Genomic DNA, 12,086 nt, shown 5'->3' on the forward strand with positions numbered 1-12,086 from the left:
GGGCGCTCATATGTACAAAAATATTCTTGAAGTAAAAAATCTAGAAGTAAGTGTGAACCAAAGTGAATTGAAAATTGTAAAAGGTATCTCATTTAATGTGAGAGAAGGGGAGGTGCTAGCTATTGTAGGTGAATCGGGTTCGGGGAAGTCTGTAACTGCTAAAGTATTGATGGGCCTCTTGTCCCGGGATACCTATAACATCGATGGTTCGGTTCAGTTAGAAAATAAAGATTTAACTAAAATGAATGAGGCAACGTATCGAAAAGTCCGTGGTAATGATATAGCGATGATATTCCAAGAACCAATGACTTCGCTGAATCCTGTATTAACCATTGGCAGCCAATTAAAAGAGGCAATAACGAGAAATAATCCAAATATATCGAGAAAGCAGTTAACACAGGAAGCTATCCGGTTTTTAGAGATGGTTCAAATACCGAATCCAAAAATGAGATTAAAACAATATCCGTTTGAAATGTCGGGTGGTATGAGGCAAAGAATATTAATAGCCATGGCGCTGGTAGGCGATCCTAAAATACTCATTGCAGATGAACCTACCACTGCATTGGATGTTACCGTACAAGCGGACATTATTAAACTATTAATCCATTTACAAAATAAATTGAATATGTCGATATTATTTATTTCGCATGATTTAGGCGTCGTCTCTCAGATTGCCAATAGGGTATTAGTCATGTATTCCGGAGATTTTATCGAACTGGGTGAAACGAAGAATATCTTGAATAATCCGTTACACCCCTATACAGAGGGATTAATTGAATCGATACCTAGTCTTTATCAAAAAGGAGAGATCTTAAATTCCATACCAGGACAAATACCTGGATTGGCGGAAGGAAATCACATGAAAGGCTGTTTATTTTACAATCGTTGTTCGAAAAGACTTCCGTCATGCAAGGAAGCTGTACAGGAAGTGCATACAGAAGAACGTATTGTCCATTGTAATTTATATGCACAGAATAAGAAGGGGGTGAAAGTTTGACTGTTCATCCTATTTTAGAAGTATCTGACGTAAAGAAGTACTTTGTCATGAAGAATGGTTTGAAAAAAGACGTTATCAAAGCTGTCGACCGCATCAGTTTCTCACTGGAAGCAGGAAAAACATTAGGGATTGTGGGAGAATCCGGTTCAGGTAAATCTACACTGGGGCGTGCGATTGTTCAATTACTGCACGATATCGAGGGAGAAGTATTATTAAATGGCAAAAGCATTATAGGATTAAAGCGGAAAGAGCTTCAAAAATTAAGAGAAGATATTCAAGTGGTATTTCAGGACCCTTATGCTTCATTGGATCCAAAACAAAAAATTAAAAAGATTATAGCGGAACCTTTAAAAATTCATAAGAAACCGGATAGAGAAAAATCCATACATGAAATAATAGAACTTGTAGGTTTGCCGGTTGAGTTCTTAGAGCGGTATCCACATGAACTTTCAGGCGGCCAGCGGCAACGAATTGGGATTGCAAGAGCACTGGCTTTGTCTCCATCTCTTATTCTATTTGATGAAGCTGTTTCTGCATTAGATGTTTCTGTACAGGCGCAGATTATTAACTTGATAAAAAAGTTACAGAACCAATTAAAGCTGACCTATCTTTTCATTACACATGATTTAAGTGTATTAAGACAGGTCGCTGATGAAGTAATCGTTATTTACCGGGGAAAACTGGTTGAGAAAGGAAAGGTAGAAGAAATTATTGATCAGCCTGTGCATCCTTATACAAAATTACTCGTCTCTGCTATTCCAGAGATAGGTAAGCCAATTGTATTAGATGAAGCTGGAGAGGAAGAAAAAGTGATTAATCAAATGTTTGAAGAAGGGGAGGATGGGTGCCCGTTTTATAGTCGCTGTGAGATTAGAAAATCCATATGTCTGAAGAAATTCCCAGAGATAAGCAAACTATCTGAAACCCATGATTATTATTGTCATGGAATATCAAATAAGAAGGAGATTTAAAATGTATCGGAAAATGTTAAATGGATATTACTTAGAACTGGATGGTTCATTTTATGAGCAAGGAAAAAAACATGGGGAAGTACTAAAAGCTGAAATTCAAAAAAATATAGACAGATATAAAGAAGCTTTAAGACAGTTTAATCTGCAAAAAATAAACTATGAAAAATTGGTAGATGATAATTTTGAATTTTTAAAGAAAAACCATCCGGAATACGCGGAGGAATTGCAGGGGCTCAGCGATGGTTCAGAAATAGAGCTGGATGATATTTTATTTATCAATATTCCATTGTATTTTATTCTAAGATGGCTGCCGGATGAGTGCAGTTCCATTCTGGCACGTAATAAAGCAACAGCAGATGGAAAGACGTATTTAATAAAAAATAGAGATATGGGTAATGGATGGGTAGAACATGCAGTGATAAAAAGAACATTGCCTAATGGGAAGCAGCTTATTGAAGTAAGCGGTGCAGGAATGATTACTTTCCCGGGTAACGTCATGAATTGTGATGGCCTGGCCATTTCAACAAGCGGTGTCTGGTCAGATAAAATGAGCTTTGATTTAAACAGAGTAGTAGATTCTCATGCTTTAATTAATTCAAGACTTATTGCTGAAAATGCAGCTAACGTAGATGAAGCAATTGATTATATAGAGAAAATGCCTCGTATGACAGGTTTAAATATCGTTTTAGCCGATAAAGAAAAAGCAGTAAGTGTGGAAGTGACAAAAGACAACTTACGAGTTGCTAATGAAGCGGATGATATTATTGTTCGAACGAATCACTATGAACATCCTGATTTAGTCCAATTAAATCCGAATCGAGAGGAATATAAATCAACATTCTTTAGAAAAGAAAGAGCGGAAGCATATTTGCAAGAACATTTCGGGGATGTTCGTTTACAAGAAATGATAAAAATTGCTTCCGACCATGAAAACGGGCCAATCAATACAATATGCAGGCATCCTCATGGTGATGTAGACTCTAATACAATTTATACAAGTATTATTGTTGTAGAAGATTTTGAAGTATGGACAACGCTATCTCAAGCCTGTTTATCGATTAATCATACCTCGATTGATGAGGCGAAGCGAAGTGATAATCGGTGAGGAAAATTAATAAGGGAAGGAACGGTTTCAGCTTTTGGACGCATTTTCCGTTAGATGACTTAGACTCTGAAAAAATTGTGAAGCGTATTTCTGAATTTAATCATGATCTTGAAATGAATGTTATCAAAACAATGCCTAATGGACTTTTTGCGATAGAAGATTGGATTTCCGACTTAGTTGATTATTCAGAGGTTCCTCATGGAGGCGTAGCCAAAATTAATGAAACAATTTATGAAGATTTGATACAAAAGATAATTTCAAAGGATTTAACAGTCACTAGAGGCGCATATAAACGGGAGATTGATTCGATTATTCAATTAAGAGATTCGTTATCGAAAAACACAGAAATTATCTGTACTGTTTTTACACCGCTTACACTCCTGAAAAAGTTATTTCCAAAAGATTTAGTGATGCTGATGAATAGTGGTGAGAAGGAAAAAATTGAGCAAATAACAGAGAAAATTACTGCCATAACAAAGGAATATATTGAAGCAGCTAGCAGAAGCGGCTGCGCCGGATTCTTTTTTGCTAATCAAGCCATCGACTTTCATTACCAGCATCCAGAAGAATATCAAGAGTACGGCTTGAAAGTGGAGAGGGAGCTCATTGATTTTATACATGAGCAGAATAAATATATTATTCTTCATTTACATGGCCAGATAAAATCAACGGAGATATTAAAACAATTTGACGTGGAGGGTTACAGCTGGCATATCAATGAATCAGATGTAACGATCGATGCTTTCCACGAGGAAATGCCAGATGATAAAGTGATTTTTGGAGGGGTTTCCAGAAGGTTACTTACAGAGGGGAAAGTGGACGAGGTTATTTTGGAAGTGGATGAGTATTTATACGGATCATATGATAGACAAATTATCTTTGCTCCTGAATGTGTGATAAGGCATCCGATTAGAATGTCAGCGTTGAAGCGAATTTCAGCATTAATAAAAGAGAGAATGAATCAGAAATCTAACGCCAATCAGATAGATTCATTCCCTCGGATCGAACAGTATTAATGTATAATAGATTTTTGGAAATGGCAAGGGGTTTTTAAGTAGACTCAGTGGCTGTGTATTTCAATCTAAGTTTATTTTAGAAATTATTATGGTTGAAAGAATGTATGAGTATATATTTTGTATTGCTGCCGGATTTTATTATGCTTTAGGTATAATAGGGTTCGGTAGTATTTTATGGTTTAAAAAGTAATATAGTGGACGGTGTTATCAGAGAAGCTACGGTTTGTTTCAATCAGAAAGGTATTAATAGGAATATTTATTTAAATTAAATAAAATATTATGTATAAACAATTTATTAAAGAAATTAAAAAAGTGGTGGGAATCTGTATATATTTACTCAATAATACATCTAGATATGACTTATATTGAACATTATGATATAATTATATTTGCCTACTTATTTACAAGTTAAGTAGAATACAAGGTTTGAAACTGTCAAGTAGTAACCTCCGATAATCAGAAGATTTGTGGAAAGTTATATCATTGATTAATAAGCTTCTTAATAAATGATATAACCATCCTATTATCGGCAATACCAATGAAAGAGCCATTGCCAGAATCTCTCCTTTCGAGTTACTAATAATGATGTATTCAATACCATTGTAACAGATTAGTTGAACTATCTTGGTGTGCTACATGTAAAAATGGTCAATATTGTAGTTCTATGGCTAAGTGCTGCAGAAGGAACTATTGTCAGAAACCAAGTCTGCTGTTCCTTCTGCTCCAAAAATGAGGTGTAACTTTGCTTGAATATGATAAATATCCAATGAAAAAATATATTCATTTTGATCGCAGGGTGAGAATTGAAAAAAAAGAGAGCTATCTAACCAATCGTAATCGGATTGCGTTGCATAGCTTTTTGCCATTTATTCACTATAAAGATTCCTTTGACCGAAATATTGGACAGAAAAATCCTGACATGGATTATAGACCAATCAAAAATAAAAATAGAGATATTATGTATGCCGGTCATCTGGATAATTATATTTTTAAATTTTACGCAGAAAAATTGAATTGTGAATATAATAGTTGGACTAGTTCTAATCAAATTGATGAATGTTCCATTGCCTATAGAGATAATAAAGATGGTAGTTCGAATATTGAATTTGCAGCCGAGATAATAAATTCAATAGTTCAACATGAAGAGGCTTATATTATAGTAGGTGACTTCACTAAATACTTTGATTATCTAAATCATAAAATTCTTAAAGAGCGTGTGAAAACAGTTTTAAAGACAAGTTTATTAGAAGAAGATTGGTATAATGTATTTCGATCTGTAACCAAGTACGGTTATTATGAAAAATCATTTTTAGAAAAGAAATTTGGTTCGGATAGGTTTCTGCGAAGTAAAGGTACATATAGTTACTTTAAACAGTTTAAAGATTTCAGAGCATTTCAGCGTGAATATAAGTGTGAAAAAAATCTGGATAATTATGGTATTCCACAAGGAACTGCAATTAGTGCGGTATTAGCAAATGTTTATTCTATAAATTTTGATAAAGAAGTCCAGCAAATCGCTAAACATTATTCAGGGCTATATAGAAGGTATTCAGATGATTACATAATTGTGATTCCTAAGAAACATAATAACGATACTACCATAGCGCAAATTAAAGAAATTGATAAGCAAGTGAGAAGACTGGCGGAAAAAGATAAAATTATAATACAAGAAGAAAAAACTGGATTATTTGAATATAGTAATGAAATATTAACGGATATAGAAGAAAATAAAGAATCTCATCTTGATTATCTGGGTTTTGTATTTGATGGAGCCAATGTACAAATGAGAGGTAAGAGTCCATATAAGTTTTATAGAAAAGCTAACCAATTGATTGATAAAGCAATTAGCGTAAAAGAGAAAAAGAAATTAGACAAGATACCATATAGAAAATCGATTTATAGCCAATATACTGATTTGGGAACTGAAAGAAAACCATATGGGAATTTTATTACTTATGCTAAAAAAGCGCAAAATTCATTCGATAAAATTTCACCAAAAACTAATAATCTAATGATGCAACAAATTAAGAATCGAAAAAAGAAAATTGAGAAAAAGTTGGGGATTAGGATACATTCAAAGAGCTTTTGAGAAACCTACTTTGTAGAACAAGTATTTAAAAGGCAATTTAAATTATTCAAATTTAAATGACTAATTTTATTCTGCCGCCTATATTTAAATATTTAATGTAATAAGAAAACTACCAGTACGAATTTTTGGTGATATAAACTAACAAGAGGTGACAATCAAATTGAGAATTGATAAAGCAATAGGTGTTATTGATAAAAAGATTTGTAGGAATATTGAATATCTTAAATCAATTGATCGAGGTTTTTTATCGCAAAATATTTTGTCTGATTTACGCGATTTAGTAGAACATACCTCTCTAAAGGCATTTAGTAATGGAGTAGATATAGACATTTCATACGAAAATATTCAAAAAGCAAATGAGTATGTTAAAACAGTTGCCTCTTTAAATTTTTTAAACAAATTTCATAGTTTCCTTCAAATAACAACCTCGCATTATACTCTTGACGAGGGAGTTTCTGAACGATTAATGCTTAAATATTATAAATACATGCTGGAAATAAAAGAATTATTACAAAATAGATATAATATAAATATTTTATCGAATATAGAGGAATTTCCAATAAAACTAGACCCACACTTAAATGAATACAACGAGAAAATAGCTGAGAGAATCAACAGTTCTGCAATCAGCGGTTACAGTAATGAATATAATGATAGGTATTATATATGGAAAATAAAACCATTCTTTGTGAACCAAAAAATTTACTATGAAGTAACGTTTACAACGGCAAATGATTATGTGAGTAAATTTGATAGAATAATTGCCTTTACTGATATTGATATAATGTCTAACTATGCAGTTAAGTTTTCAATTAGGAATGATATTATAGATGTTTTAGGAAAGAGAATGTCAATTAAAATTATAGAAAATTATGAAGTATCTATTCGTCCGTGTGAATTGAATAATTTTGCTCGCATTTTTGGCTTGGATTCTAAAATTTCAACGGGGCATGTTGAGTATAAAGAATTAATGTTATTTATATTTAATACTGGGATGGATCTTAGTCAATTTGTTAGTATGCCCAAAAATTACTACAAGGAAATAAAAGAGAAGATAAACTTTAGTTCGAAAAGCTCGCAAATTTTTAACTTGCTAGACAAGTGTAGAGAGATAATAATTAACAATTCTCCTGGAACAAATACATTAAAATATTTACTCTATAAATTGAACAACAAAATAATAAAAAGTCAAATTAATCACAGAACCTGTCATTTTTTATCGGATATGTATTTGGACTATGGTTGTATACCCTTTGATCAAATGCCATTTAATACTTCTTTAAGAAGTCATAATCCTAGATTAGTCGATTTATTTGCTTGTATTGATATTGATGATAGGGAACATGAGTTATTTGCTAGAATGATAAAAAATAATACTGAAATAGATGGACAATTATTTACAAGTAGAAAAGATATAACTAACTTTGAAGATATTGATTATTTGATATTAACTCAACTTTCGCAGCTAGAAAGAAGCATTCAATTTAACTAGCCGTAAAGCTTATTACTGTTCAAATATGGTCGTTGACATTAGAAATAGGTATAAAAAAACACCTCAACTTTTGGTATAGTGTAATTGACTAGAAAACACTACCAATACAGAAGAGGTGTCTCCTATATGATAGCGAATAATGACCAAAATAATCAACTACCAAATGAACTTTCTTCCATCTTTAAAGAATTAAACGTGTATAAGCATCTTAGAAAAGCTGGTATTACAAAGTCTGTCGGTTTTACTTGTGCCTATCTTTTTCAATTGATTTTTTGTTTGATCTTTGAAAATAAGAACTGGTATCAAATACTTCAAAGTAACAAAGCGAGTGATTGTCCAGAGAAGAATGCTGTCTATCGTTTTTTAAACAAATCTACCTTCGCTTGGAGAAGGTTCTTACTATTTCTAAGTGCTCATACCATTGGAAAAGTAACCAGCTTAACGCGTCATGATCGCCCCAAAGTATTGATTGTAGATGATTCTTCGTATGATCGTAACCGCAGTAAATCGGTTGAATTATTAGCTCGCTGTTTTGACCATGCATCCCAAAAGATGCGCTTTTATAAAGGGTTCCGTATGCTCACGCTTGGTTGGTCAGATGGTGCAACGTTCATTCCCGTAGACTTTTCTTTATTGAGCTCGAAGAAAAGCCAAATAAATGGCATATCATCAAAAATTGATAAGCGTAGTTCCGGTTATAAACGCAGAGTAGAAGCATTACAAACCGCACCTGAGCAACTACCAAGTATGGTGGAACGCGCGATGAATGCCGGTATCGATGCTTCCTATGTGCTGATGGACTCTTGGTTCACGTATCAGCCTCTCGTTAAGGAGATAAAAGAGCAAGGCTTGGACGTCATTGGCATGGTAAAGAACTTGAAACAGCGTTACCTTGTGAATGGCCAACGTGTAAGCTTAAAAGAACTTTATCGTTTTGCGAAACCAACAGATGGAAAGAAAGGCATTCTTCGTTCGATTCATACGACACAAGCGAATGGCATTCCTATTAAAGTTGTCTTTGTTCGTAATCGGAATAAAAAGAGCGAATGGTTAGCTATTCTAAGCACCGATTGTACACTTAGTGATCAAGAAATCATTCGTATTTATGGGATGAGATGGGACATTGAAGTTTTTTTCAAAACAACAAAATCTCTTTTAAAACTTCAAAAAGAGTTCCAAAGTCGTTCGTATGACGGCTTAATTAGTCATACGACCATCGTATTCGCACGCTATATTGTTCTCTCGTGGCAAAACCGATGTAGCACAGACGAGCGAACACTTGGCGGCATGTTTTATGAATTGTGTGATGAAGTTAGTGATCTCGATTGGGCTGTGGCACTTCAGCAGTTGATCGAGCTTCTTGAAGATGCCTTGAAAATGAGCAATAAAAAGGTACAAAAATTAATCAAAAGTCAAGTCCAACAATGGATTGCAGGTTTACCCAGCTATATCAGGGCTTACCTGCCTATTTCAGTGTGCGAAAGTTGAGTTATTATAAAATCAAAAATTACTATCACTTTCAAAATGAAGTGAAGCAAGGAGGTTTTCATCATGGACGTATGGTATGTAAGCTATGGTTCCAACATTAGCAAAAAACGTTTTGCCTGTTATATCGAAGGCGGTATTCCTGAAGGCTCCGCAAAATCAGAAAGAGGCTGTAAAAATATCACACTGCCAAAGAAAACAAAAAAAGCCATCCTTCCTTATCCGCTCTATTTTATGAAGGAAAAAAGTAAATGGGGTAAGGGCGGAGTTGCCTTTATCGGTCATGAACCGGATAAAGACACAAAGACATATGCTAGAAAATATCTGATCACGGATGAACAATTCGGGGAAGTCGTGGAGCAGGAAAATAATGTTGATGCCTTACAAATCGATGTACAGGAGATTATGGAGAAAGGCTATGTTGACCTGGAAGAAGGCTGGTATGGAAGGGTTATTTACTTGGGAAAAGAGGACGGGGCGCCAACGTTTACATTTACTAATCCAGACGTAATGGGCACACATGGGTTTATCACTCCGCCTAAATCCTATTTATCTATGATTTCCCGTGGGTTAAAAGAGATTGGCCTTACAGAAGAGGAAATTGTGGAATATTTTTTAACTAAACCTGGAATTGAAGGGGTGTTTACGGAGGATTCGCTTTTGGGGTATATTTTTGGCTGAGTATAATTTTTTCATAGCTTAAATCAACATAATATATATTCTTAACAGCTGCTTTATCTAGATTTGGGGTCTGGTTTAGATTTGGAGGTGCATAGTTGAACTTTAGAGTTTTAGACGACAAATGCTTTTATTCCAATCTTTAAGTAATCATACTTAAAGCGAATGTTTAAGTTGGAGAATTAATTTGGTGGTGGATTAGGTTAATAGTAGAGGTGAAGTGGCGGGGGAATCCCGCCACCATATAGAGTGCGAAGCTTAGAGTTAGCACCAAGTTAATTAATATATTCAATTTCAATCCACGCACCCGTATAGAGTGCGAACACACATAGTATACGCCTAGTTACAACAAGGGTTTATAACTGTAAAAGTGCTAACCTCTCTAGTAATTTATATTCGCTTAGGGTAGCACCTAATCGTTAAAGTCTAATACTATCTATATCAATTATACCAAGAAGTTTATTTTTTAGGATAGTATATGGTGTGCTGTTAACAATACATTCAAAACAGAATTTTGCACGCGTTGACCATAGCTTTAGCAAAGTTTTGCTGCCTTGCAAAATCGTTTTTGGCCGCCGGAACTTGAAGTACTTACATCATAAATAACTATGATTAACATGCTTCACCTAAGAAGGGATGTTTCAAAGATTCTTGTTTCTTTTGCTGCTTAACGCCTAAAACGATTAACAGAGTCTCTCAATTCATAGAATCGATCAATAATCTGATCTCCCAGTTCTTCATAAAGACTCATATATAATGTATCTACAACTGCAAGCTGAGAAATTCGTGTTGCCATATTAGCAACACGAAAATATTCTTCCAGCATCGGTGTATAGAGTGGAATCAGAGCTTTGCGAGCTAATGTTGATTTCTGCAATGTGGTAACAGCAACAATAATTGCTCCCTTTTCTTTTGCCAGTTCAACAAGTTCAAGAATTTCCTGTGTTTCGCCAGTTGTAGAAATAGCGATAAATACATCTCCAGGCTGCATGTTTAAAACAAGAGAGAGCATATAATGGAAATCTCGATTAAAAAAAACTTTAATTCCAAGCTTAGTAAACTTATGCGTTAGGTCCTCTGCAACCATCGCAGACGCACCTGCGCCATAAGTAACAACTGTCTGACTCTTCAAGATGGCAGCAACTGTGGACTCAATATTCTTTAGGTCCAATGTATTAATCAACTGCTCAACTGCTTGGCGATCTAACTCCAGTGTATTAAAGAAAATGTCACGCATGGATAGCTTATCAGCATGTTCTTTTTGAACAATATTAAAACCAATTTTATTTTCTTTTAGAGTCAGTTCCTGATTAAGCTCTAACTTAAAATCACGAAACCCTTTAATCCCCAGCTGCTTACAAAAGCGGACAACGCTTGCTTCACTAACTTTAGCAGCAATGGCATATTCCTTTATGGTCATTCTGGAAATCTTGCCTAAATTATTCAGGGTATAATTCGCAATTTTCATTTCAATATTTGTAAAATTCTCTTGAGATTTTAAGCTATCAATCAAGGACACACTGGCTTCCTCCTATATGGTTTTCTTTTTTAATTGTTCAAGGTTATCAACAAATCTTTTTGTAATAATCTCCGGTCTGGTAATAGCAGAACCAACAACTACTGAATCCGCTCCACTTTTATAGGCCGACACCAATTCTTCAGGTGTAGAAATATGACCTTCGGCTATAATTGGAATTTTCAAGTGATTTTTTAACGCACTGACGAATTCATAGTTAAAACTATTTTGGTTCTTTGTTTCTTCAGTATACCCCGATAGCGTTGTAGAAACAATATCTGTCCCGCATTCTTCTGCATATAATGCACTCTCTAAATTATCACAATCAGACATGACTAAAACATCGGGATAATTATCATGAATACGTGCAATAATGTCTTTTAAATTCTCCCCGTTTGGTCTGCGTCGTTTTGTACCGTCCAAAGCAACTATCTCAGCACCAGCTTCAACAACAGCAGCTGCACTATCATACGTAGGTGTAATATATACATCATATCCTTCAAACCATTGTTTATAAATCCCGATAATAGGTAAATCTACAGCTTCTTTTATAGCAGAGATATTTTGAGGCTCTGTTGCACGAATTCCTACAGCTCCTCCTTGTTTGGCAGCTTTGGCAAAAGCAACCATGATGTCTGTGCCATACATTGGCCATCCTTGGCGTGCCTGGCAGGAAACCACCAGGCCGCCTCTGATAGCATTTAATAGCTCTTCTTTCTCCATAAACCAATTCCTCC

The 12,086-nt window shown here is 34.6% G+C and carries 10 protein-coding genes; 8 read left to right on the forward strand and 2 right to left on the reverse strand.

Annotation, left to right across the window (positions count from 1 at the left end; all coding sequences use genetic code 11):
- Positions 1–10: 10 nt before the first annotated feature.
- From BN1068_RS04260 to BN1068_RS04295, 8 genes are all read left to right on the forward strand, one after another.
- Positions 11–997, forward strand: coding sequence for an ABC transporter ATP-binding protein (locus tag BN1068_RS04260; RefSeq protein ID WP_175637068.1), 987 nt, complete (start codon positions 11–13; stop codon positions 995–997).
- Entirely contained in the window at positions 994–1,968 is a 975-nt protein-coding gene (locus tag BN1068_RS04265; RefSeq protein WP_254846705.1) for an oligopeptide/dipeptide ABC transporter ATP-binding protein, read from the forward strand. The genes BN1068_RS04260 and BN1068_RS04265 overlap by 4 nt, the downstream gene beginning before the upstream one ends.
- Position 1,969: 1 nt before the next feature.
- Positions 1,970–3,073: a C45 family autoproteolytic acyltransferase/hydrolase gene (locus tag BN1068_RS04270; RefSeq protein ID WP_175637069.1), complete on the forward strand. Its 1,104-nt coding sequence runs from the start codon at positions 1,970–1,972 to the stop codon at positions 3,071–3,073.
- On the forward strand, positions 3,070–4,089 hold the full coding sequence (locus BN1068_RS04275) for a uroporphyrinogen decarboxylase family protein (RefSeq protein WP_077601603.1): 1,020 nt from the start codon (positions 3,070–3,072) through the stop codon (positions 4,087–4,089). The genes BN1068_RS04270 and BN1068_RS04275 overlap by 4 nt, the downstream gene beginning before the upstream one ends.
- A 742-nt stretch (positions 4,090–4,831) precedes the next feature.
- Positions 4,832–6,178, forward strand: a complete 1,347-nt coding sequence (locus tag BN1068_RS04280; RefSeq protein WP_254846706.1) for a reverse transcriptase domain-containing protein — start codon at positions 4,832–4,834, stop codon at positions 6,176–6,178.
- A 160-nt stretch (positions 6,179–6,338) separates the two neighbouring features.
- Positions 6,339–7,670, forward strand: a complete 1,332-nt coding sequence (locus BN1068_RS04285) for a hypothetical protein (protein ID WP_077601604.1) — start codon at positions 6,339–6,341, stop codon at positions 7,668–7,670.
- Between the two features lie 126 nt (positions 7,671–7,796).
- Positions 7,797–9,158 carry an IS4 family transposase gene (locus BN1068_RS04290; RefSeq protein WP_077600813.1) on the forward strand — a complete coding sequence of 454 codons (1,362 nt, stop codon included), beginning with the start codon at positions 7,797–7,799 and terminating at the stop codon, positions 9,156–9,158.
- 63 nt (positions 9,159–9,221) lie between these two features.
- Complete coding sequence (locus tag BN1068_RS04295; RefSeq protein ID WP_077601605.1) at positions 9,222–9,836, forward strand: hypothetical protein; 615 nt, start codon at positions 9,222–9,224, stop codon at positions 9,834–9,836.
- Between the two features lie 664 nt (positions 9,837–10,500).
- On the opposite strand, the gene BN1068_RS04300 is transcribed toward BN1068_RS04295, so the two are convergent.
- Together BN1068_RS04300 and BN1068_RS04305 are read right to left on the reverse strand one after the other, a co-directional pair.
- Positions 10,501–11,352: a MurR/RpiR family transcriptional regulator gene (locus tag BN1068_RS04300; RefSeq protein ID WP_077601606.1), complete on the reverse strand. Its 852-nt coding sequence runs from the start codon at positions 11,350–11,352 to the stop codon at positions 10,501–10,503.
- Between the two features lie 12 nt (positions 11,353–11,364).
- A complete protein-coding gene (locus BN1068_RS04305) occupies positions 11,365–12,072 on the reverse strand; it encodes an N-acetylmannosamine-6-phosphate 2-epimerase (protein WP_077601607.1) in 708 nt (235 codons plus the stop codon).
- Positions 12,073–12,086: the final 14 nt, after the last annotated feature.

This window comes from Oceanobacillus sojae (assembly GCF_900162665.1).
GTDB lineage: Bacteria > Bacillota > Bacilli > Bacillales > Amphibacillaceae > Oceanobacillus > Oceanobacillus sojae_A.